General features: G+C 68.4%; 21 protein-coding genes, 1 tRNA gene and 1 pseudogene. 15 read left to right on the top strand and 8 right to left on the bottom strand.

What is annotated here, in order from left to right:
• Complete coding sequence (locus C5E41_RS18470; RefSeq protein WP_146097597.1) at positions 1–492, bottom strand: hypothetical protein; 492 nt, start codon at positions 490–492, stop codon at positions 1–3.
• Positions 493–723: 231 nt separating this feature from the next.
• Here C5E41_RS18470 and priA point away from each other — a divergent pair, with 231 nt between their 5' ends.
• The 4 genes from priA to hisI all read left to right on the top strand — a co-directional run bounded on the left by priA (position 724) and on the right by hisI (position 3,479).
• On the top strand, positions 724–1,455 hold the full coding sequence (gene priA, locus C5E41_RS18460; protein ID WP_104377036.1) for a bifunctional 1-(5-phosphoribosyl)-5-((5-phosphoribosylamino)methylideneamino)imidazole-4-carboxamide isomerase/phosphoribosylanthranilate isomerase PriA: 732 nt from the start codon (positions 724–726) through the stop codon (positions 1,453–1,455).
• Position 1,456: 1 nt separating this feature from the next.
• Positions 1,457–2,299: an inositol monophosphatase family protein gene (locus tag C5E41_RS18455; RefSeq protein WP_104377035.1), complete on the top strand. Its 843-nt coding sequence runs from the start codon at positions 1,457–1,459 to the stop codon at positions 2,297–2,299.
• Positions 2,296–3,069, top strand: a complete 774-nt coding sequence (gene hisF / locus C5E41_RS18450) for an imidazole glycerol phosphate synthase subunit HisF (protein WP_104377034.1) — start codon at positions 2,296–2,298, stop codon at positions 3,067–3,069. The genes C5E41_RS18455 and hisF overlap by 4 nt, the downstream gene beginning before the upstream one ends.
• A 62-nt stretch (positions 3,070–3,131) precedes the next feature.
• A complete protein-coding gene (gene hisI, locus C5E41_RS18445; protein ID WP_030514639.1) occupies positions 3,132–3,479 on the top strand; it encodes a phosphoribosyl-AMP cyclohydrolase in 348 nt (115 codons plus the stop codon).
• Positions 3,480–3,485: 6 nt separating this feature from the next.
• Here hisI and C5E41_RS18440 read toward each other — a convergent pair whose 3' ends face one another.
• From C5E41_RS18440 to C5E41_RS18430, 3 genes are all read right to left on the bottom strand, one after another.
• Positions 3,486–4,010 carry a MarR family winged helix-turn-helix transcriptional regulator gene (locus C5E41_RS18440; protein ID WP_258081053.1) on the bottom strand — a complete coding sequence of 175 codons (525 nt, stop codon included), beginning with the start codon at positions 4,008–4,010 and terminating at the stop codon, positions 3,486–3,488.
• A 176-nt stretch (positions 4,011–4,186) separates the two neighbouring features.
• Positions 4,187–4,783 carry a permease gene (locus C5E41_RS18435; protein WP_104377033.1) on the bottom strand — a complete coding sequence of 199 codons (597 nt, stop codon included), beginning with the start codon at positions 4,781–4,783 and terminating at the stop codon, positions 4,187–4,189.
• A 129-nt stretch (positions 4,784–4,912) separates the two neighbouring features.
• Positions 4,913–5,389: a peroxiredoxin gene (locus tag C5E41_RS18430; protein ID WP_104377032.1), complete on the bottom strand. Its 477-nt coding sequence runs from the start codon at positions 5,387–5,389 to the stop codon at positions 4,913–4,915.
• Between the two features lie 96 nt (positions 5,390–5,485).
• Between C5E41_RS18430 and C5E41_RS18425 the strand changes: the two genes are divergently transcribed.
• The 9 genes and pseudogenes from C5E41_RS18425 (at position 5,486) to C5E41_RS18385 (ending at position 15,343) form a co-directional block, all read left to right on the top strand.
• Positions 5,486–7,063 (top strand): anthranilate synthase component I, encoded by a 1,578-nt coding sequence (locus tag C5E41_RS18425; RefSeq protein ID WP_439956380.1) that lies wholly within the window; start codon positions 5,486–5,488, stop codon positions 7,061–7,063.
• On the top strand, positions 7,060–7,944 hold the full coding sequence (locus tag C5E41_RS18420) for a TIGR02234 family membrane protein (RefSeq protein WP_104377031.1): 885 nt from the start codon (positions 7,060–7,062) through the stop codon (positions 7,942–7,944). Before C5E41_RS18425 ends, C5E41_RS18420 begins: the two co-directional genes overlap by 4 nt.
• A gap of 151 nt (positions 7,945–8,095) precedes the next feature.
• A complete protein-coding gene (trpC, locus tag C5E41_RS18415; protein ID WP_030514633.1) occupies positions 8,096–8,920 on the top strand; it encodes an indole-3-glycerol phosphate synthase TrpC in 825 nt (274 codons plus the stop codon).
• On the top strand, positions 8,917–10,191 hold the full coding sequence (trpB, locus tag C5E41_RS18410; RefSeq protein WP_104377030.1) for a tryptophan synthase subunit beta: 1,275 nt from the start codon (positions 8,917–8,919) through the stop codon (positions 10,189–10,191). The genes trpC and trpB overlap by 4 nt, the downstream gene beginning before the upstream one ends.
• Complete coding sequence (trpA, locus tag C5E41_RS18405) at positions 10,188–10,979, top strand: tryptophan synthase subunit alpha (RefSeq protein ID WP_104377029.1); 792 nt, start codon at positions 10,188–10,190, stop codon at positions 10,977–10,979. Before trpB ends, trpA begins: the two co-directional genes overlap by 4 nt.
• An 83-nt stretch (positions 10,980–11,062) precedes the next feature.
• Positions 11,063–11,909 (top strand): annotated as a pseudogene (gene lgt, locus C5E41_RS35170) (prolipoprotein diacylglyceryl transferase); the annotation flags it as partial.
• Between the two features lie 516 nt (positions 11,910–12,425).
• Positions 12,426–12,911: a TM2 domain-containing protein gene (locus tag C5E41_RS35750; protein ID WP_308706038.1), complete on the top strand. Its 486-nt coding sequence runs from the start codon at positions 12,426–12,428 to the stop codon at positions 12,909–12,911.
• 103 nt (positions 12,912–13,014) lie between these two features.
• The gene (gene pyk / locus C5E41_RS18390; protein ID WP_104377026.1) at positions 13,015–14,436 is read left to right on the top strand and encodes a pyruvate kinase; all 1,422 of its coding nucleotides are present in this window, start codon (positions 13,015–13,017) and stop codon (positions 14,434–14,436) included.
• Between the two features lies 1 nt (position 14,437).
• The gene (locus tag C5E41_RS18385; protein WP_258081052.1) at positions 14,438–15,343 is read left to right on the top strand and encodes an acyl-CoA thioesterase; all 906 of its coding nucleotides are present in this window, start codon (positions 14,438–14,440) and stop codon (positions 15,341–15,343) included.
• Between the two features lie 22 nt (positions 15,344–15,365).
• On the opposite strand, the gene C5E41_RS18380 is transcribed toward C5E41_RS18385, so the two are convergent.
• From C5E41_RS18380 to C5E41_RS18365, 4 genes are all read right to left on the bottom strand, one after another.
• On the bottom strand, positions 15,366–15,770 hold the full coding sequence (locus C5E41_RS18380) for a hypothetical protein (protein WP_104377025.1): 405 nt from the start codon (positions 15,768–15,770) through the stop codon (positions 15,366–15,368).
• A gap of 107 nt (positions 15,771–15,877) precedes the next feature.
• Complete coding sequence (locus tag C5E41_RS18375; RefSeq protein WP_104377024.1) at positions 15,878–16,507, bottom strand: arsenate reductase/protein-tyrosine-phosphatase family protein; 630 nt, start codon at positions 16,505–16,507, stop codon at positions 15,878–15,880.
• A 147-nt stretch (positions 16,508–16,654) separates the two neighbouring features.
• Positions 16,655–17,236, bottom strand: coding sequence for a phenylacetaldoxime dehydratase family protein (locus C5E41_RS18370; protein WP_104377023.1), 582 nt, complete (start codon positions 17,234–17,236; stop codon positions 16,655–16,657).
• A gap of 114 nt (positions 17,237–17,350) precedes the next feature.
• A tRNA-Leu gene (locus C5E41_RS18365) sits at positions 17,351–17,437 on the bottom strand.
• Between the two features lie 196 nt (positions 17,438–17,633).
• Between C5E41_RS18365 and C5E41_RS18360 the strand changes: the two genes are divergently transcribed.
• The gene (locus C5E41_RS18360; protein ID WP_030514623.1) at positions 17,634–18,260 is read left to right on the top strand and encodes an ANTAR domain-containing response regulator; all 627 of its coding nucleotides are present in this window, start codon (positions 17,634–17,636) and stop codon (positions 18,258–18,260) included.
• A 312-nt stretch (positions 18,261–18,572) separates the two neighbouring features.
• On the top strand, positions 18,573–21,353 hold the full coding sequence (gene polA, locus C5E41_RS18355; protein WP_439956540.1) for a DNA polymerase I: 2,781 nt from the start codon (positions 18,573–18,575) through the stop codon (positions 21,351–21,353).
• Positions 21,354–21,422 lie beyond the last annotated feature (69 nt).

The raw sequence follows: 21,422 nt of genomic DNA, 5'->3' as shown, positions 1-21,422 counted from the left end.
CTATGTCTGCGGGGGCAGCGTATCGACTCGCCCGGCGAGCCAGCGGCCGTCGACGTTGTCGAGGAACACCCGCAGCTGGGACCGCTCGGGGCGGGGCAGGCCCAGCGTGGCATCGCTGCGTTCGGACCGGTCCACGGTCACCACGACCTGAGAATGCTCGGGGTCGGCCACGTCGGTGCGGCATTCCACCGAATTGGCTTCGGAGCGGACGTGTACCGAGGTCACGTGTGCGCGCCGATCGGGCGCCGACGCGGCGAACTGATCGTGGAACGCGCCGGTGGACAACTCCAGGACCCGGCGGTCGTAGTCGTCGTAGCCGGCCCAATCGTAGGTCGTGAACTGCCGTCCGAAATCGCAGGCCGCCAACTGAATCGGATCGGTGGGGGCGGCCACCGCCCTCGGGGTCATGAGCATCGGGGTCGTGAGCATCGCGGCGCCCGCCGCTCCGTACGACAACGCGAACATAATGGGCCGCAACGTGATCCGCGACATGGGTGAAGATCCTCTTCGTCGACAACGATGGCAGTACGTGCCCCCGACCCAGGGTACGTACGCGGAGACCGCCGGTCTGGACCTCCTGCGCACAGTGACACACGCAGTCTTCGGATTGCCCGTCGTCGTCCAGCTCAAACGTGTGATGCTCGTCCCCGCAGGCAGTGACCGCCGTCCCATTGGCGCCATCCCGGCACCGCGACGCCAACCGGTAGCCAGTAGGCTGCACACGTGAGTCTTGTGCTGCTACCCGCCGTCGATGTCGCCAATGGTGAGGCCGTGCGCCTGGTTCAGGGGGAGGCCGGCAGCGAAACCAGCTACGGCGCCCCCCGCGATGCCGCGCTGGCCTGGCAGGAGGCGGGTGCCGAGTGGGTGCATCTGGTGGATCTGGACGCGGCCTTCGGGCGCGGATCCAACCGCGAACTGCTCGCCGAGGTCGTCGGTGAGCTGGATGTGCAGGTTGAGCTGTCCGGCGGCATTCGCGACGACGACTCGCTCGAGGCCGCGATGGCCACCGGCTGCGCCCGGGTCAACCTGGGCACCGCGGCACTCGAGGATCCGCAGTGGTGCGCCCGCGCCATCGCCGAATACGGCGATCGGGTGGCGGTCGGGCTGGACGTGCGGATCATCGACGGCGACTACCGGTTGCGGGGCCGTGGCTGGGTCAGCGACGGCGGTGACCTGTGGGAGGTGCTCGAACGCCTGGAGCGTGACGGCTGTGCCCGCTACGTGGTCACCGACGTGAGCAAGGACGGCACTCTGCAGGGGCCCAACCTCGACATCCTGCGGCAGGTGTGCGCGGCCACCGAGGCGCCGGTGATCGCCTCGGGCGGTGTCTCCACCCTCGACGATCTGCGCGCCATCTCCGGGCTGGTGTCCGACGGGGTGGAAGGTGCGATCGTCGGAAAAGCCTTGTACGCCGGGCGTTTCACGCTGCCCGAGGCGCTGGACGCGGTTCGCTGACGTGACCGCCGCCGCCTCCGACCCGGCCGCGCTGCTCGCGACGGCGAGCGAGATATTGGACGGTGCGGCACCGCGTTTCGTCGAAGGGTTGGGGGCACCGAGCGCGGTCCAGAAGGGCCGCGGCGACTTCGCCACCGCACTGGATCTGGAACTCGAGCGCACCCTGTCGCAGCAGCTGGCCGACCGCACCGGAATCCCGGTACACGGCGAGGAATTCGGTGGGCCGGAACTGAGCTCGGGCACCGCGTGGGTGCTCGATCCCATCGACGGCACCTTCAACTACTCTGCGGGCCATCCGCTTTCGGCGATGCTCCTGGCGCTGGTGGCCGACGGGCAGCCCGTTCTCGGTCTGACCTGGCTGCCGCTGCTGGACCGCCGGTACGCCGCGGCGGCCGGCGGGCCGCTGCTGCTCAACGGAAAACCCTTGCCGCCCTTGGAACACGGTCGCCTCGCGGAGGCGATGATCGGCTTCGGCGCGTTCAACATCGACGCCCACGGCCGGATCCCGGGCCGGTTCCGCTTCGACCTGCTCGGCGCACTGAGCCGGCTGTCGAGCCGGGTGCGCATGCACGGATCCACCGGCATCGACCTGGCCTACACCGCGTCCGGGGTGCTCGGCGGCGCGGTCGTCTTCGGGCACCATCCGTGGGACAACGCCGCCGGAGTGGCGCTGGTACGCGCCGCGGGCGGTGTGGTGACCGATCTGCGCGGCGACGAATGGTCGATCACCTCGCGCTCGGTGCTGGCCGCCGCGCCCGGGGTGCACGAAGAACTACTGGACATGATCGACAGCGCCGTCGACCGCGCCTACGAGTGCAACGAGAATTCGGAAGGGACGCAATGACACTGGCGGTACGCGTTATTCCGTGCCTGGACGTCGACGCCGGCCGGGTGGTCAAGGGCGTGAACTTCGAGAATCTGCGCGATGCGGGCGACCCGGTGGAACTGGCCGCCGCCTACGACGCCCAGGGCGCCGACGAGCTCACCTTCCTCGACGTCACGGCCTCGAGCGGTGATCGCGGCACCATGATCGACGTGGTGACCCGCACCGCCGAGCAGATCTTCATCCCGCTCACCGTGGGCGGTGGGGTGCGCACCGTCGAGGATGTGGACCGGCTGCTGCGCGCGGGCGCGGACAAGGTGTCGGTGAACACCGCGGCGATCGCGAACCCGGAGATCCTGCGCGAGATGTCACAGCGCTTCGGCTCGCAGTGCATCGTGCTGTCGGTGGATGCTCGCCGCGTGCCCGATACCGGCTCGCCCACCCCGTCGGGCTGGGAGGTGACCACCCACGGCGGCAAACGCGGCACCGGAATCGATGCGGTGGAGTGGGCGGTGCGCGGTGCCGAACTCGGTATCGGCGAGATCCTGCTCAACTCGATGGACGCCGACGGCACCAAGGGCGGTTTCGACCTGCCGATGATCAGTGCGGTGCGCGCCGCGGTATCGGTGCCGATCATCGCCAGCGGCGGCGCCGGCGAGGTCGATCATTTCGCACCCGCGGTGCGGACGGGCGCCGACGCGGTCCTGGCCGCGAGCGTCTTCCACTTCGGCGATCTGACGATTCCCCAGGTCAAATCCGCTATGCGGGCCGAGGGCATCACCGTCCGCTGAGACCGGCCGGCATCCTCCCGCCGAGGACGAACAGCTCCGACAGGACAGGTATAACGATGGGTATGAGTTTGGATCCCGCCGTCGCCGCCCGGCTCAAGCGCAACGAGGCGGGCCTGGTCGCGGCGATCGCGCAGGAACGCGGCACCGGCGATGTGCTGATGATGGCGTGGATGGACGACGAGGCCCTGGCCCGCACCCTCGCCACCCGCAAGGCCACCTACTATTCGCGCTCGCGGCAGCAGTACTGGGTCAAGGGCGAAACCTCGGGACATACGCAGTACGTGCACGAGGTGCGGCTGGACTGTGACGGCGATGCCGTGCTGCTGATCGTCGACCAACAGGGCGCGGCCTGCCATACCGGCACTCACACCTGCTGGGATGGGGATCTACTGCTCGCCGACGCGAGCTGAACCGGGTCAGTGGGCGGCGCCGGCCGTCGCCTCGGTGGCCGGCGGGTCGGGCAGTCCGTCGGCGCGCCCGATACCCCGGGACAGGCCCGCGTCGAGCTGCGCTACCAGTGCCTCACCGAGGGTGAGCAGCTGTTCGACCTGCTCGTCGTCGATGCCGTCGAACACCAGCCCCCGCACCCCTTCCAGGTAGGCGGGGGTGGCTTGCTGCACCCGTTCGAAACCCACGTCGGTCAGCACCGCATAGGCGCCGCGGCGGCCGCGCACCACGTCGCGGCGCGCCCAGCCCAACCGTTCCAGCTTCGTCACCACATGCGACAACCGCGATAGCGAAGCATTTGCCCTACTTGCGAGCTCGCTGAGCTGCAGGCGATGTCCGGGCTCCTCGGACAGCAGTGCCATCAGCAAATACTCGAAATGCGTCATACCGGCTTCGCGTTGCAGCTGGGTATCCATTGCCGCCGGTAATCGAGTTGTCAGCGCGACCAGAGTCCGCCACGCTCGCCGTTCGGTGGGATTGAGCCATTCCGTCACTTCGCGCCCTCTCTTGCAGCCCAGTGACGTAGTCGTTGTCAAAGCTAACGACCATTGAAACTTCAATTCACCGTCACTTGCGACCAACAAGTTTGCCACGACTTCGCTCGCTGGTCAGCACTGTTGCCGGTGACGTGACAGCTATCACGCCGGAGCGCGATTGCGACGCTGTCGGTTCACTTCCTGATATCGCCTGGTGGTCGCGTGTCGTTAGCAGTGTCCGGCGCGGTGACCACGCCGGCTTCGGCACGGCGGGCCGAGCGTGCCCGCCATTGTTTGCGTAGCAGTAGCACGAGCAGAACCGCGACGATCGCGGCCGCCACGATGGCGCCGACCAGCGAGGCGCCGCGGAAGCCGGGCGCATCGACGTCGAGCACCCGTTCCCCGGCGTGCGCGGCGCTGCTGCCGCCCAGCACGATGGTCAGCGTCATCAGATTGGGCAGGGCCACGATCAGCGCCAGCACGGCCGCGGCGCCGGCGGCGAATTTGCCCGCGCGGGTGCGCCACACCCGCACCGCACCCAGCAGGAGCAGCAGGGGGATCAGCGTGCACAGGAACCCGATCGCCAGGCCCGACCAGATGCCCTGGGCGAAGCTGCCGTGCCCGGACATCCCGGCGATCCGCTGCGCCCACCAGCGCGGAATGAAGGCCGACAGCACGAAATAGGCGACGACCAGCACGATGATGACCGCGAGCAGGCCGAGGGCTCGATTCCGCCACACGGTGGCTCGGGGTTTGGTCCCGGAGTTCGTGAGGGAGCTCGTCGATGTCATGAATCCAGCGTATGCGCGAGGCGCGCGCCTACGCCGGGAGAACCGCGCCGCGTCAAGGCGTCAGTGCGCTCTCACCCGGCAAAGGCAGTGCGCACCCGGAGGCGGCCCGGGGTGTGTGCAGCGGTCGGCTCAGGCCCGATGCTCGCGCAGGGCGGCCAGCGCGGCGTCGGCGTGGACGTTCGCGCGCAGTTCGCCCGAGATCACCGCGAGTACCGTGCGGTCGGTGTCGATCACGAAGGTCTGCCGCTTCACCGGCAGGAAGTTGCCGAGCAGACCGCCGATCGCCCCGGAACGCTTGACGCCGAACCGTTCCGCCACCGCGCCGTCGCGATCGGACAGCAGCGGATAGCCGAGGGACTGCGCCTGTGCGAAACCGGCTTGGGTGTCGACCGAATCGGTGCTGATTCCCGCGCAACTCGCGCCCAGGGCCGCGAATTCGCTTGTCAGATCTCGGAAATGACAGGCCTCGGCGGTGCACACGGGAGTATTGGCGGCGGGGAAGAAGAACAGCGTCAACGGTCCGTCGGCCAGCAACGAATCGAGCGACCGGACGGTGCCGGTCTGATCGGGAAGTTCGAACCCGGGTGCGCGCTGGCCTTTTTTCACAGTCGCGAGGGTACCGGGCGGCAGGCTTGCCCGGTACCCGCCGCCGATCGTGTGGGTCGCGGCGGGGCCAGGAAATCTCGGTTGCGGCCGACTGGAATGATGAGCGATATGCACGGCGCCGCATTCGACCGTCCGGAAACCGCGACCACCACCACTCGGGACCAGTTCCGCGTACTCGCGGCCGCGCACCGCGTGGTGCCGGTGACGCGCAAGGTGCTGGCCGATTCGGAGACCCCGTTGTCCGCCTACCGGAAGCTGGCCGCGGACCGGCCGGGCACCTTCCTGCTGGAGTCGGCCGAGAACGGTCGTTCGTGGTCGCGCTGGTCGTTCATCGGCGCCGGCAGCCCCACCGCGCTGACGGTCGTCGACGGCCAGGCGGCGTGGCTGGGCGCCACCCCCGCCGACGCCCCGGCCGGTGGCGACCCGCTGGTGGCGCTGCACGACACCCTGGAACTGCTGCGCACCGAGCGCTTGCCCGGCCTGCCCCCGCTGACCGGTGGGTTGGTCGGTTATCTGGGCTACGACATCGTGCGCCGCATCGAACGGCTGCCGGAGCTGACCACCGACGATCTGCGGGTCCCGGAGATGGTGCTGCTGCTGGCCGCGGATCTGGCCGCCTTCGACCATCACGAAGGCGCCATCACGCTGATCGCCAACGCGGTGAACTGGAACGGCACCGACGAGCGCGTCGACGAGGCCTACGACGACGCCGTCGCCCGGCTCGACCGGATGACCGCGGCGCTGGCCGCGCCCGCCGAATCGACCGTGTCCGTCTTCGACCGTCCCGAACCGGACTACATCCGCCGCCGCACCAGCGAGGACTTCGGTGCGGGCGTGCGGCGGCTGGTCGGCGAGATCGAGGCCGGCGAGGCGTTCCAGGTGGTGTTGTCGCAGCGGTTCGAGATGGACTTCGACGGCGAACCGCGCGATGTGTACCGGATGCTACGCGCCTCGAATCCGAGCCCGTACATGTATCTGATGCACATTCCCGACGGTGCGGGCGGCACCGCCTTCTCCATCGTCGGATCGAGTCCGGAATCGCTGGTGACCGTGAAAGACGGTGTGGCGACGACACATCCGATCGCCGGCACCCGGTGGCGCGGCGCCACCGAGGAGGACGATGTGCTGCTCGAGAAGGATCTGCTCTCCGACGAGAAGGAGAACGCCGAACACCTCATGCTCGTCGACCTGGGCCGCAACGATCTGGGCCGGGTGTGCGAGCCGGGCACCGTCCGCGTCACCGAATACCGCCACATCGAGCGCTACAGCCACGTGATGCATCTGGTGTCGACGGTGACCGGGCGGCTGGCGGCCGGTCGCATCGCCCTCGACGCCGTGCGCGCCTGCTTCCCGGCCGGCACGCTCTCCGGTGCGCCGAAGGTGCGGGCCATGGAGTTGATCGAGGAGAACGAGCCCACCCGCCGCGGCGTCTACGCCGGAGTCGTCGGTTACCTCGACTTCGCCGGCGACGCCGATACCGCGATCGCGATCCGCACCGCGCTGCTCAAGGACGGCGTCGCCTATGTGCAGGCCGGTGCCGGCATCGTCGCCGATTCCCAGCCCGACTACGAGGACGAGGAGTCGCGCAACAAGGCGATGGCCGTGCTCAAGGCCGTTGCCGCCGCCCGCACGGTACGCACCTTCACTCCCGAACCCGACAGCACCCTGCTATGAGTAGCCCGGACCCCGACTCAGCCGAACGACATTCGGCGAACGAACCGGCCGGCAAGTCCACGCCGGGCGCGCCGATTCCGAGCGTCCCCGAGGCGGAGATTCCGAGCGTCCCCGAGGCGGATACGAGCGGCGACTCCGAGGGCACATCTGTGAAACGTGCCCGCCCGGTGCTGCCTGTCCTGCTGCTGGCCGTCGGCGCGGCGGCGCTGTGGGGCTCCTCGCGCATGACCTGGGTGACCCTGCGATCCTCCGACGGCCTGACCGAACCGCGCACCCAGCATCTCAACGGCGGCCTCTGGTTCGGCGCGCTGACTCCGCTGGCGCTGGTGCTGCTGGCCTCGATCGCGGCCGTCTTCGCCACCAAGGGCTGGCTGCGCCGGCTGATCGGGGTAGTGGTGGCGCTGGTCGCCGCCGTGGCCGCGGTGCCCGGCCTGGCCCTGCTGACCCAACACGGCAAGATCGCCGAACGGGCCGCCCGGCTCGCCGAACTGCCCGCCCGCGCGCACGTCGATGCCGCCACGGCGGCCACGTTCCCGGCCGCACTCAGCGTCGTCGGTGCGCTCGCCGCCTTCGCCGCCGGAGTGCTGCTGGCCCGCATGCCCGAAACGACCGCGCGCATGTCGGGTAAGTACGACAACCCGGTGTTCCGCCGGGCCGCGGCCGCCGAACACGTCGCCGAAGTGCGCCGCACGGGTGATGCCGAATTGCGCCGCACGGGTGATACGGAATCGGCCACCGAGGCCACCGACGCACCGCGGACGGCGACGCCGAAGTCCTCGCCGCACACCCCGGAGCCGGAGTCGGGCGAACTCTCGCAGCGCGTGCTGTGGGACGCACTCGATGCGGGCGCCGACCCGACCGACGACGAGCCGGGCCGATGAGCGCCCTGCCACGGCACGCCGGGCGGCGGGCGTCACACCCCGCCGTCTGCTCGGCTTACCCTTCCATTTACTCTTTATCAGCATCGGTGAGACAGCACCTGGGGGGATTCTCAGGTAGCAAGTCCGTCTCCCCAGAAAGGATTCGAGCCAGATGACGGTACTCGACTCGATTCTCGACGGGGTCCGTGCGGATGTGGCCGCTCGGGAAGCCCTCCTGGATTTCCAGGCCGTCAAGAAGGCCGCCGCCGCGGCACCCTCGCCGCGCGATGCGCTCGCCGCTCTGCACGCGGACGGGATCGGAGTCATCGCCGAGGTCAAGCGGGCCAGCCCCTCGAAGGGGGAGCTCGCCGACATCCCGGACCCGGCCAGCCTGGCGAAGTCCTACGAGGACGGTGGCGCGCGCATCATCAGCGTGCTCACCGAGGGCCGCCGCTTCCACGGCTCGCTCGATGATCTGGACGCGGTCCGCGCGGTCGTCGACGTGCCGATCCTGCGCAAGGACTTCGTTGTCGGCCCCTACCAGATCCACGAGGCCCGTGCCCACGGCGCGGATGTGATCCTGCTGATCGTGGCCGCCCTGGAACAGGACGTCCTGGCCTCGCTGATCGATCGCACCGAATCGCTGGGCATGACCGCGCTGGTCGAGGTGCACACCGAGGAGGAGGCCGATCGGGCACTGACCGCCGGCGCCTCGGTCATCGGCGTGAACGCCCGCAACCTGAAGACGCTCGAGGTCGATCGCGACGTCTTCGCCCGCATCGCGCCCGGACTACCCACCGAGGTCATCCGGGTCGCCGAATCCGGCGTCAGCGGCACTGCCGACCTGCTCGCCTACGCCGGCGCCGGAGCCGACGCGGTTCTGGTCGGTGAGAGCCTGGTGACCAGCGGCGATCCGCGTGCCGCTGTCTCCGAGCTGGTGACCGCGGGTACCCATCCGTCCTGCCCGCGTCCGCTGCGGCGGGGTGTCACCCGATGACCGGCGTGCACGAGCCGCTGCCCCAGGCCAGCGAGGGCGTCACCCACCGCAGCCACGAACCGGATCTCGGCGGTCACTTCGGCGTCTACGGTGGCCGGCACGTCCCCGAGGCGCTGATGGCGGTGATCGAAGAGGTCTCCGCCGAATACGACAAGTCCCGACTGGATCCCGATTTCCTGGCCGAACTCGACCGGCTGCAGCGCGATTACGCGGGCCGGCCCTCGCCGGTCTTCGAATGCAAGCGGCTCTCGGAGCACGCCGGCGGCGCCCGCATCCTGCTCAAGCGCGAGGATCTGAACCACACCGGTTCGCACAAGATCAACAATGTGCTGGGCCAGGCGCTGCTCGCCCAGCGGATGGGCAAGACCCGGGTGATCGCCGAAACCGGTGCCGGTCAGCACGGTGTCGCGACCGCCACCGCCTGTGCGCTGCTCGGCCTCGAGTGCGTGATCTACATGGGCGCGGTCGACACCGCGCGCCAGGCGCTCAACGTCGCGCGGATGCGGCTGCTCGGCGCCGAGGTGGTGTCGGTGACCACCGGCTCGCAGACGTTGAAGGACGCGATCAACGAGGCGCTGCGCGACTGGGTCACCAACGCCTCGGAAACCTACTACTGCTTCGGCACCGCGGCGGGCCCGCATCCGTTCCCGCTGATGGTGCGCGATTTCCAGCGCGTCGTCGGCCTCGAGGCGCGGGTGCAGGTGCAGGCGCAAACCGGTCGGCTGCCCGATGCCGTCGTGGCGTGTGTGGGCGGCGGATCGAACGCGATCGGCATCTTCCACCCGTTCCTCGACGACGAGGGCGTACGGCTGATCGGCTACGAGGCGGCCGGCGACGGCGTCGAAACCGGCAGGCACGCAGCCACGTTCGCTGGCGGCCGGCCGGGTGCGTTCCAGGGCGCCTACTCGTACCTGCTGCAGGACGAAGACGGCCAGACCATCGAATCGCATTCCATCTCGGCCGGTCTGGACTATCCCGGCGTCGGACCCGAACACGCCTACCTGAAGGACATCGGCCGCGCCGAGTACCGGCCGATCACCGACACCGAGGCGATGGACGCGCTGCTGCTGCTCTCGCGCACCGAGGGCATCATCCCGGCCATCGAATCGGCGCACGCGGTGGCCGGTGCGTTGCAGCTGGGCCGCGAATTGGGTTCCGGCGCAATCATTCTGGTGAATCTGTCCGGACGCGGCGACAAGGACATGGATACCGCGGCGCGCTGGTTCGGCCTGTTCGACGACGCCGCCGCCCCGGAGGAGAATCGCTCGTGAGCCGTCTGGAATCGACGTTCGCGGCCAGCCGCGGCGAGGGCCGCGCCGCGTTGATCGGATATCTGCCCGCCGGCTACCCGGACCTGGCCGGTTCCATCGAGGTGTGCACCGCGATGGTCGAATCCGGTTGCGACATCATCGAAGTCGGTATCGCCTATTCCGATCCGGTGATGGACGGTCCCACCATTCAGGCCGCCAGCGAGCAGGCCCTGCGCGGTGGCGTACGGGTGCGTGACGTCTTCGGCGTCGTCGAGGCGATCACCGCCGCCGGGGGCAATGCCGTGGTGATGACCTACTGGAATCCGGTGCTGCAGTACGGCGTCGATCGTTTCTCCCGCGATCTGGCCGCGGCCGGTGGTCTCGGGCTGATCACCCCCAACCTGATTCCCGAGGAGGCGGGGGAGTGGTTCGAGGCCTCCCGCGCCCACGATCTGGACCGCATCTTCCTGGTCGCTCCCTCCTCCACCGAGGAGCGCCTGGTCAAGACCATCGAGGCCAGTAGTGGATTCCTCTACGCCGCCTCCACAATGGGCGTTACCGGCGCGCGCGACGCGGTGTCCTCGGCCGCGCCGGAACTGTGCGCGCGGGTGCGTGCCCACTCCGATATCCCGGTCGGTGTCGGCCTGGGCGTGCGCAGCGGTGCGCAAGCGGCCGAAATCGCGTCCTACGCCGATGGAGTGATCGTCGGCTCGGCGCTGGTCACGGCCGCGGGGCAGGGGCTGGATCAGGTCCGTGAGCTCACCGCGGAACTGGCCGAGGGCGTGCGTTCGGCGACTGTCACCAGCTGATCGGAGACGCGAACTGGGCGGCGCGGGCCCCCTCCGTTACGGTGGGGCCCGTGACTTTTCCAGTCCTGGCAGACGGCGTCGATGTGCACGGTGGGGCAATACTGGCCTATGTTCCCAGTCCGCCGCGAGGCGTATGGGAGGTGGGGCCGTTCCCGCTGCGTGCCTATGCGATCTGCATCATCATCGGCATCATCGTCGCGATCTGGTGGGGTGAGCGGCGCTGGCGCGAGCGCGGCGGCGAGCAGGGCAAGGTGCTCGACGTGGCGATGTTCGCGGTGCCGTTCGGACTCGTCGGCGGCCGGCTCTATCACGTGGCCACCGACTGGGAGAAGTATTTCGGTGCCGGCGGGCATCCGATCAACGCGCTGAAAATCTGGGAGGGCGGTCTCGGTATCTGGGGCGCGGTGCTGCTCGGCGGCGTCGGCGCCTGGATCGGCTGCCGGGTGTATCGAATTCCGTTGCCCGCCTTCGGCGATGCCATCGCCCCAGCGATTCTGCTCGCTCAGGCCATCGGCCGCCTCGGCAACTACTTCAATCAGGAACTCTACGGCCGCAAGACCGATCTGCCCTGGGGCCTCGAGATCTATCTGCGGTTCGATTCCGACGGCCAGCTGGACATGATGAACGGTGTTTCCACCGGCGTGGTGGAGAAGGTCGTGCAGCCGACCTTCCTCTACGAGCTGATCTGGAATCTGCTCGGCGTCCTGGTGCTGGTGGCGGTCGACAAACGCTGGCGGATCGGCCACGGCCGCCTGTTCGCCCTGTACGTGGCGATCTACACCTTCGGCCGCTTCTGGGTCGAGCTGCTGCGCGACGACGAGGCCACCCACATCTTCGGCATCCGGGTCAACTCCTACACCTCGGCGATCGTATTCCTCTGCGCGCTGGCGTATTTCGCCCTCGCCAGCAAGGGCCGCGAAACCGCCGCACAGCTCGCCGCCGGCGGTGAGCGCCCCTGGCCCTGGCAATGGGGTGCGCTGCGCCGGTACGGCGCCGCCGGACAGGACGCCGCCGCGGCCGAGAACTCGGGCGACTCCCGGAAGCCCGCGGACGACGAGAACGCGGAGAAGGGTGATTCGGCGGGGGAGACCGCCACGGCTGCCGAGGGCGAGTCCGAGAAAGGGGCATCGCCCGCGCAGCGGGATAAGCCGCTATCGCCCGCGCAGCGGGATAAGCCGCTATCGCCCGCGCAGCGGGATAAGCCGGCTGACGCCGAATCCGCGGCCGAGACTCCCGCATCGGGCGAATCGGACAGCCCCTCCGCCCGCCCCTCCGATTCGGCGGCGACCGGCAACGAACTGGATCCGCCCGCCGATGACAGGGATGCGGCCGGTGTCACCACCGCCGGGAACAGCGAGCAGCGGGCCGAAGGCGAGTCGGGTAAGCCGGGCCGAAAGAAGGCGGATAAGAGCTGAGCGGGCCGACCGCTCGAATCAGGAGGACTTCGTGACAGACCCCTATCAGCCGCAGCCCGGCTACGGCCCGCAGTACGGGGCTCCGGGCACCGGGCCGGGAAATCCGGGCGGTTACGGCCAATCCGGCCCGTATGGCGTCGGGCAACCGGGCCCCTATGGGCCGGCTGGCTACAGCCAGCCTTACGGCCAGCCTGCCGACCCGTACGCCCAGCCGTACGCCGCCGGCCCCGGCTACCCGCCCGCGCCCTACGGCATGGACCCGGAGGCGCCGTACGGGCGCAACATGTACGGCGAACCGTTCTCGGACAAATCGAAGCTGACCGCCGGGCTGTTGCAACTGTTCGTCGGTGGCCTCGGCATCGGCCGGTTCTATCTCGGCTACACCGGCATCGGCGTCGCACAGCTCCTGGTCACGCTGCTCACCTGTGGTCTGGGTGGAATCTGGCCGTTCATCGACGCGATTCTGATCCTCACCGGCAAAGTTCGCGATCCGTACAACCGTCCCTTGCAGGAGTGACGACCATGCCGGTCAACTATGTGATGTGCGTCATATTTTCGTCGATTGCCGGTGAGGGGTGTGCCGATCAGCATCACTGCGGCGGCAGGACTAGGCTCGGTTCGTGATGCGACGGACAAAGATTGTGTGCACCCTCGGGCCGGCCACCGCCACCGAGGACCGGATCCGTGAACTTGTCGACAGCGGCATGGACGTGGCCCGGTTGAATTTCAGTCACGGAGAACACGCCGATCACGCCGAGAACTATCACAGGGTGCGGCACGCCGCCGAGCAGATGGGTCGTGCGGTCGGCATTCTGGCCGACCTGCAGGGGCCCAAGATTCGCTTGGGCCGGTTCATCGAGGGCCGCACCGTGTGGGCGACGGGCGAGGAGGTGCGGATCACGGTCGACGACGTGGAAGGCACCCACGATCGCGTCTCCACCACCTACAAACAACTATCCGAGGACGCCAAGGCCGGCGACCGGCTGCTCGTCGACGACGGCAAGGTCGGGCTGACCGTGGTCCGCGTCGAGGGCAGCGACGTGGTGTGCCGCGTCACCGAAGGCGGTCCGGTCTCCAACAACAAGGGCGTCTCGCTGCCGGGCATGGACGTGTCCGTTCCGGCCTTGTCCGACAAGGACATCGAGGATCTGGAATTCGCCCTGCGGCTCGGCGTGGACTTCATCGCCCTGTCGTTCGTGCGGTCGCCCTCCGACGTCGAGTTGGTGCACGACGTCATGGACCGCGTCGGCCGCCGGGTGCCGGTGATCGGCAAACTCGAAAAGCCCGAAGCCATCGACAATCTCGAGGCGATCGTGCTCGCCTTCGACGCGATCATGGTGGCCCGCGGCGACCTCGGCGTCGAACTGCCGCTCGAGCAGGTGCCGCTGGTGCAGAAGCGGTCGATCCAGATGGCGAGGGAGAACGCCAAACCCGTCATCGTCGCGACTCAGATGCTGGAGTCGATGATCGGCAACTCCCGCCCGACCCGCGCCGAGGCCTCCGATGTCGCCAACGCGGTGCTCGACGGTGCCGACGCGGTCATGCTCTCCGGTGAGACCTCGGTCGGCCAGTATCCGATCGAAACGGTGCGGACGATGGCACGCATCGTGCACGCTGTGGAATCGGAATCCTCGACCCGGGTGCCGCCGCTGACCCACGTCCCGCGGACCAAGCGCGGCGTGATCTCCTACGCGGCCCGCGATATCGGCGAGCGGCTCAACGCCAAGGCGCTGGTGGCTTTCACCCAGTCGGGCGACACCGTGCGCCGGCTGGCCCGCCTGCACACCACGCTGCCGCTGCTGGCGTTCACCCCGCTGCCGGAGGTCCGCAGCCAGCTGGCGCTGACCTGGGGTGTGGAAACCTTCATCGTCCCGCCGGTCGGTACCACCGACGAGATGATCGGCCAGGTCGACAAGGAACTGCTGTCGCTGAATCGCTACGCCAAGGGCGATCTCGTGGTGATCGTGGCCGGCTCCCCGCCGGGTACCGTCGGCTCCACGAACCTGATCCACGTGCATCGCATCGGCGAGGAGGACCACTGAGGTGAGCGCCTCACTGGGCGAATCGGTCGGCACCGGCCGTGAGAACGGCGGCGATCTCGCCGTTTTGCTCGGCCTGCTCGAGCTCGATGAGATCGGCGAGGACGTCTTCCTCGGTCACCATCCGGAGAAGGTGTCGAGTCGCACCTTCGGCGGCCAGCTGGTGGCGCAGGCGATCATCGCGGCCGGCCGCACAGTTGGACCGGGGCGCCCGGTGCATGCGGTCAACGCTCATTTCGTGCGCGGTGGCGATGTGCGCAAACCGATCGAATACCGGGTCGAACGCCATCGGGACGGGCGTGCCTTCGCCAACCGCACGGTGACGGCGTATCAGGACGATCAGGAACTGTTCGTGATGCTGGCGGCGTTCCAGGACTGGGCCAAGGGCCTGGAACACGCCAGTCCGCAGCCGCAGGTGCCCGATCCGGACGGTCTGCCCCGGGTGGAGGAGTCGTTCTCCGGGTTCGAGGACAAACTGCAGATGTTCGTGCAGGCGCCGCGTCCGATCGATCTGCGCTACACCAACGATCCGGCCTGGGTCCTGAAGGGCACCGGCGGCACCCTCAACCACAACCGGGTGTGGATGAAGGCCGACGGCGAACTGCCCGACGATCCGCTGATCCACGTGGCGACGCTGGGTTATTCGTCCGACACCACGGTGCTGGATTCGATCCTCACCACGCACGGACTGTCGTGGGGCCACGACCGGATCGTGGCCGCCACGGTGAATCATTCGATCTGGTTCCACCGTCCGTTCCGCTTCGACGACTGGGCCCTGTACGCGACGCAGTCACCGGTGGCCGCCGGTTCGCGCGGCCTGGCCACCGGCCACTTCTATTCGCGGGCCGGCGAGCTGCTGGCCACCGTGGTGCAGGAGTGCGTGATCAGGCACTTCCCGGCGCGCAAGTAGCGCTGTGCGCCGGGAGCGCCGGTCAGAGTCGTTCGCGGTTCTCGTCGAAGTCGTAGCTGTCGCGATGGAGCGCGTGAATCGTGTAGGGGACGGCGTCGGCGGTGGTGGCGATCCCGAGGACCAGTCGATGTTCGAGTGCGGCGAGGCCGGATTCGGTCAGCTGATCGGGATCGCCCACCAGGCTGAGCGCTATCTCGTAGGTGCGCCGCGAGCCGGGGTCGCGGTGGGGATGTTCCAGGCGCCACTGGGTCTCCAGGACCGTATGGCCGGGTTGATCGGGGTCGACGGGCAGGGTGAAGCGCCAGGCGAAAACATCGTGCTCGGCGAGGTGGTCGTCGACCACGCAGCGCACGGTGTGCACGACGCGGTCGAGCGTTTCCGGTGTGACGTAAACATGGAGTGAAACATCCGAAATTCGTTTCGGCATGTCTGTGTCCTGTTCCGGTGTCGAACCATCGGCGTCGGCAGTTACCGCGGGGAGTCTAACCCCGGATCCCGATCCGCGGGAGGGCGGCATGCCCGGCGCCGGATTGTTCAGGCGTGGCGGCCGATTCGCACGGGCTCGATACCCCACGGCGGGGTTTCGATACGTCCCCCGGGCAGCAGCACCAGCCGGGGCCGGCCGGACTCCGTGCGGCCCGCGTCGCGAGGGGCGTGCAGGGCGAGCAGCAGCGGGACCAGCGTTTCGGCGATTCGATCGCCGACAGCACAGTACTTTTCGCTCGACAATCCCACCGGGTCGGCGATGTTTTCCCGGCCCACCAGTGCGAGATCGTTTCGCGCACTGTCGATCTGCGCGATCGTGCGGGCACCGGAGACCTTCGTCACCCGGTAGGCCTCGAGCAGTGTGAAGGTCCGCGGCCGGGCGGCTGGAACCAGGTCGATGATGTGGTCGCGGATCTGCTCGGTCATCGCCAGCACGAGGTCCGCGCGCGAGACCATCTCCGGCTTCAATTTGCGTGCTGAGAAGTTGCTAGGATCCGCACCGAGGCCCGTGATGGTCTGTGCCGCAAGGGGATCGACGCCGAAGCCGACGAGCGCGCGGGTGCCGGCGCTCTCGGCGGTCAGGTCGTCGAGACCGTGTTCGGCCGCGACGGCGCGGGTCAGACGTTCGGCGATCACCGAGCGGCAGACGTTGCCGGAGCAGACGAACAGGACGTGCATGACCGCTACGGTAGGTGGCCGCGGCCCCCGGCAGAAGCCGAGGACGGCCGAAATCCGCTTATTTCACGCGATGTTCAGCTGCCGGTAGCGCGTCGCGTCCGACCGTTTGCCGAATTTTCGCTGACCGGCTGGGCGAAGGGTGTGGCGCTACGGCCGCCGGTCCGCCTCGGAACCGTCGGGGCCGTAAGCGTTTCCATAGTAGGAGGCTTCCTCGACGACCGGGGCGACCGTCGGTTCCGTGCCGAGATGAGCGCTGTCCGCCCCGGCCCGCGTGGCGTTGTCCCGGGCCCGGCCGCGCGTACTGAACAGCGTTCCGCGCATGGATCGGGTCGGAGCGAAGGCGCCCAGGCCGGTGGGCGCGGTCATATCGTCGTACATGGTGTCGATGCCGCCGCGCAGGAAATAGGCCTCGTGCCAGAACCCGGTGCCGCCGGAGTCGCGCAGAAACCGCTGCCACCAGTCGCGATGCGGCTGAGAACGGGTCCAGCGCTCCAGGCTGTCCAGGTCACGCCAATATTGGCGGGCGCCCCAGTGCGGCGGGAGCAGCGACCAGATGATGTCCTCGTGCCGCAACAGCCCATCGGGCCGATCGTGATGGGAGCGATACAGTTTCGGTCCCAGACCGAGCAGACGCAGCATTCCCCGTGGGGTTCGCACCCGCATCCCCAGATAGATCACCACCAGATCGGGATATCCCGAAAGATCCGCGGTGAGCCGATTCACCCGCATACGCGCGACCTCTTCCTGTCAGGGGTCGTGTGGCCCCACCCTACGCGTATGCACGGGACACCCTGCCGATTCGGTTCGAATACGACAAAAGCGGCCCGATCGGGCCGCCGGTAATGGTGCCGAGTGTGGGACTCGAACCCACACGTCCGTGAGGACAACGGTTTTTGAGACCGTCGCGTCTGCCAGTTCCGCCAACTCGGCGCACCGGGAAGAAATGATAGCCGGTGGGTGCCCAGGTTACCGAATCGGTGCCGCGCGGGCGGGTTCCCGCTGGGTAGATGGGTTGTGAGCGGAGTTGAACGGTACGCTTTAGGACACTCGGGGTGCGTGGCCGGTGACAGGGTGGGACCGGAGGCGCACATCGGGTGTCGGCATCGGAATATCGAGGGGTCTGTCTATGGGAACGAATGCAGGGGGCGCGGGCGCGAAGCAGGACGCGCCCGCTGCCGCGAAGCGTGTCGTGGTGGCCGAGGACGAGGCGCTCATCCGGATGGACCTTGTGGAGATGCTCTCCGAGGAGGGCTACCAGGTGGTGGGTGAGGCCGGCGACGGCCAGCAGGCGGTCGATCTGGCCGTGGAACTGCGCCCCGATCTGGTCATCATGGATGTGAAGATGCCGCGGCGCGACGGTATCGATGCCGCGGGCGAAATCGCCTCCAAACGTGTTGCGCCCGTAGTGATTCTGACCGCGTTCAGCCAGCGTGACCTGGTCGAGCGGGCGCGCGACGCGGGTGCGATGGCCTATCTGGTGAAGCCGTTCACGAAATCGGATCTGGTCCCCGCGATCGAGTTGGCGGCCAGCCGTTTTCACGAGATATCGGCGCTGGAACAGGAGGTCGCGAATCTGTCCGACCGCCTGGAGACCCGCAAACTGGTCGAGCGCGCCAAGGGCGTGCTGATGCAGACGCAGGGACTGTCGGAACCGCAGGCGTTCAAGTGGATCCAGCGCACCGCGATGGATCGCCGCACCACCATGAAGGCGGTCGCGGAGGTCGTCCTGGAAAATCTCGCGCCGAAGTCCTGATCGCCCCGCTCGGTCGCGCAGACCCCGCGGGTGGCAGGGCTCCCGATCGGGCGGAGGTCCGCCGAATCGGGCGGGCCGACGTCGTGCGCCGGCCACACGATGGTCGAGCGCACCGGCGACGCCCTCGACGATGCGACGTCGGGCATCGAAGGCCGCGTGGTCGTTCGACACCCGTTCGGTGTGTGCAGACGGGGCGGGTGTGGTCGGTGTGAAAGCGGGCGACCGTTGCCGCCCGTACGGATTCTCGGGCGACACATGCCGGTCCGTGCCCGGTGGCCGGGGATGTCGGTGGATATCCCTAGACTCTGTGCCGTGACTCCAGCCTCCACCGATCAGCGTCAGGGCAGTGTGTCGTCCTCCACCGCCGCAGCGGCCGCGCCGAAAGCCGGGAGTACGGCAGCGGGTGCTTCCGGCGAGCGGCCCACGCTGTTGTTGCTGGACGGCCATTCCCTGGCCTACCGCGCCTTCTACGCGCTACCGGCGGAGAACTTCAAAACCGTCACCGGGCAGACCACCAACGCCGTCTACGGCTTCACCGCCATGCTGATCAACCTGCTGCGCGACGAACGGCCCACCCATGTGGCGGCCGCGTTCGACGTCAGCCGGAAGACCTTCCGGGTCGAGGCATACCCGGAGTACAAGGCCAACCGCATCACCACCCCCGACGAATTCCGCGGGCAGGTGGAGATCACCCAGGAGGTGCTGGGCGCGCTCGGCATCCCGGTGATGGCCATCGAAGGCTACGAGGCCGACGACATCATCGCCACCCTCGCGACTCAGGCTGTGCCGCAAGGTTTCCGGGTGCTCATCGTCACCGGCGACCGGGATTCGCTGCAGCTGGTCAACTCCGATGTCACCGTGCTGTACCCGAAGAAGGGTGTCTCCGAACTCACCCGTTTCACGCCGGAGGCCGTGGAGGAGAAGTACGGCCTGACCCCGGCCCAGTACCCGGACTTCGCGGCCCTGCGCGGCGACCCGAGCGACAATCTGCCCGGCATCCCGGGCGTGGGGGAGAAGACCGCCACCAAGTGGATTCGCGAATTCGGCGATCTGCCCACCCTGGTCGAGCGGGTCGACGAGGTGCGCGGCAAGGTCGGCGACGCGCTGCGCGCGAACCTGTCCAGCGTGGTGCTCAACCGGCAGCTCACCGAGATGGTCAAGGATGTTCCGCTGCCGTACACCCCGGAGCAGCTGGCGCAGCAGCCGTGGGACCGCGACAAGATCCACCGCCTGTTCGATGATCTCGAATTCCGGGTGCTGCGGGACCGGCTGTTCGAGACGCTGGCGCCGCCGGAGCCGGAGGCCGAGAGCGGTTTCGAGATCAGCGGCGGCCCGGTCGCGCCCGGCGCCGCCGCGGACTGGCTGGCCGAACACGCGAAATCCGGTGCGCGCCACGGCGTGTCGATCGTCGGCACCACCACGCCCGTACAGGGTGACGTGAAGGCAATCGCGATCGCCGCCGCCGACGGGGAGGGCGGCTACTTCGATGTGGTCGCGCTGACCCCCGAGGACGAGCTCGCCCTGGGCCGCTGGCTCGCCGACGCCGGCACCCCGAAGGCGGTACACGAGGCCAAGGCGGCCATCCACGCTCTGCGCGGGCGCGGCTGGCGGTTGGCCGGGCTTACCAGCGACACCGCGCTCGCGGCCTATTTGGTCCGCCCCGGACAGCGCACCTTCAACCTCGACGATCTGTCGCTGCGGTACCTGTCGCGGGAGTTGCGGGTAGACGCCGCGGAGGATGCCCAGCTGTCGCTGCTCGACGACGAAGACCAGGTCGACACCGAACTGGCCCAGGCCGAGATCCTGCGCGCCCGCGCGGTGGCCGATCTGGCCGAGGCGTTCGACGCCGAACTCGACCGCATCGAATCCGTGCCGCTGCTCACCGAGATGGAACTGCCGCTGCTGGGCGTGCTGGCCGAACTCGAGCACGCCGGCATCGCCGTCGACACCGGCGAATTGGACCAGCTGCAGCGCGAATTCGCCGACCGGGTGGCCTCGGCCGCGGAAGCGGCCTACGAGGTGATCGGTGAGCAGATCAACCTCGGATCGCCGAAGCAACTGCAGGTGGTGCTGTTCGACAAACTGGACATGCCCAAGACGAAGCGGACCAAGACCGGCTACACCACCGACGCCGACGCGCTCGAGTCGCTGTTCGAGAAGACCCAGCATCCCTTCCTCGAACATCTGCTCGCGCACCGCGACGCCACCCGCCTCAAGGTCACCGTGGACGGACTGCTGAAGTCGGTGGCCGACGACGGTCGTATCCACACCACGTTCAACCAGACCATCGCCGCCACCGGCCGGTTGTCCTCCACCGAGCCGAATCTGCAGAACATCCCGATCCGCACCGACACCGGCCGGCGCATCCGCGATACCTTCGTCGTCGGCCCCGGCTACGAGTCGCTGATGACGGCGGACTACAGCCAGATCGAGATGCGGATCATGGCGCACCTGTCCAAGGACGCCGGGCTGATCGAGGCGTTCAATTCCGGCGAGGACCTGCACACCTTCGTCGCGTCCAAGGCGTTCGACATCCCGATCGCCGACGTGCACCCGGAGATGCGCCGCCGCATCAAGGCGATGTCCTACGGGCTGGCCTACGGCCTGTCCGCCTATGGACTCTCGCAGCAGCTGCGGATCAGTGCCGAAGAGGCGAAGGCGCAGATGGAGGTCTACTTCTCCCGCTTCGGCGCGATTCGCGACTATCTGCGTGACGCGGTGGATCAGGCGCGCAAGGTGGGCTACACCGAGACCTTGTTCGGTCGCCGCCGCTACCTGCCCGATCTGGATTCCAGCAATCGCCAGCGCCGCGAGGCCGCCGAGCGGATGGCGCTCAACGCGCCCATCCAGGGCACCGCTGCCGACATCATCAAGGTCGCGATGATCAACACCCAGCGCGCGATCGCCGACGCCGGGCTGCGGTCCCGGATGTTGCTCCAGATCCACGACGAACTCGTCTTCGAAGTCGCCGCAGGCGAGCGGGAAGCACTGGAATCGCTGGCCCGCGAACAAATGTCGAATGCGATCGCCCTGTCGGTGCCGCTCGAGGTCTCGGTGGGCGTGGGCCGCAGTTGGGATTCGGCGGCGCACTGACCGGGGCGCCGAAGGGGCCGACCGGGCCCGGTCTCGCGTGACATATCGCGCCACAGGCGAGGATGTCCC

Source organism: Nocardia nova (assembly GCF_002933465.1).
GTDB lineage: Bacteria > Actinomycetota > Actinomycetes > Mycobacteriales > Mycobacteriaceae > Nocardia > Nocardia nova_B.
This window is presented reverse-complemented; position numbering and strand designations above follow the sequence as displayed.

Coding starts and splice junctions, on each gene's coding strand:
- C5E41_RS18470 (WP_146097597.1), bottom strand. CDS start 492: ATGTCGCGGATCACGTTGCGGCCCATTATGTTCGCGTTGTCGTACGGA.
- hisF (WP_104377034.1), top strand. CDS start 2,296: ATGACACTGGCGGTACGCGTTATTCCGTGCCTGGACGTCGACGCCGGC.
- hisI (WP_030514639.1), top strand. CDS start 3,132: ATGAGTTTGGATCCCGCCGTCGCCGCCCGGCTCAAGCGCAACGAGGCG.
- C5E41_RS18435 (WP_104377033.1), bottom strand. CDS start 4,783: ATGACATCGACGAGCTCCCTCACGAACTCCGGGACCAAACCCCGAGCC.
- C5E41_RS18425 (WP_439956380.1), top strand. CDS start 5,486: ATGATGAGCGATATGCACGGCGCCGCATTCGACCGTCCGGAAACCGCG.
- C5E41_RS18420 (WP_104377031.1), top strand. CDS start 7,060: ATGAGTAGCCCGGACCCCGACTCAGCCGAACGACATTCGGCGAACGAA.
- trpC (WP_030514633.1), top strand. CDS start 8,096: ATGACGGTACTCGACTCGATTCTCGACGGGGTCCGTGCGGATGTGGCC.
- trpB (WP_104377030.1), top strand. CDS start 8,917: ATGACCGGCGTGCACGAGCCGCTGCCCCAGGCCAGCGAGGGCGTCACC.
- C5E41_RS18380 (WP_104377025.1), bottom strand. CDS start 15,770: ATGCCGAAACGAATTTCGGATGTTTCACTCCATGTTTACGTCACACCG.
- C5E41_RS18375 (WP_104377024.1), bottom strand. CDS start 16,507: ATGCACGTCCTGTTCGTCTGCTCCGGCAACGTCTGCCGCTCGGTGATC.
- C5E41_RS18370 (WP_104377023.1), bottom strand. CDS start 17,236: ATGCGGGTGAATCGGCTCACCGCGGATCTTTCGGGATATCCCGATCTG.
- C5E41_RS18360 (WP_030514623.1), top strand. CDS start 17,634: ATGGGAACGAATGCAGGGGGCGCGGGCGCGAAGCAGGACGCGCCCGCT.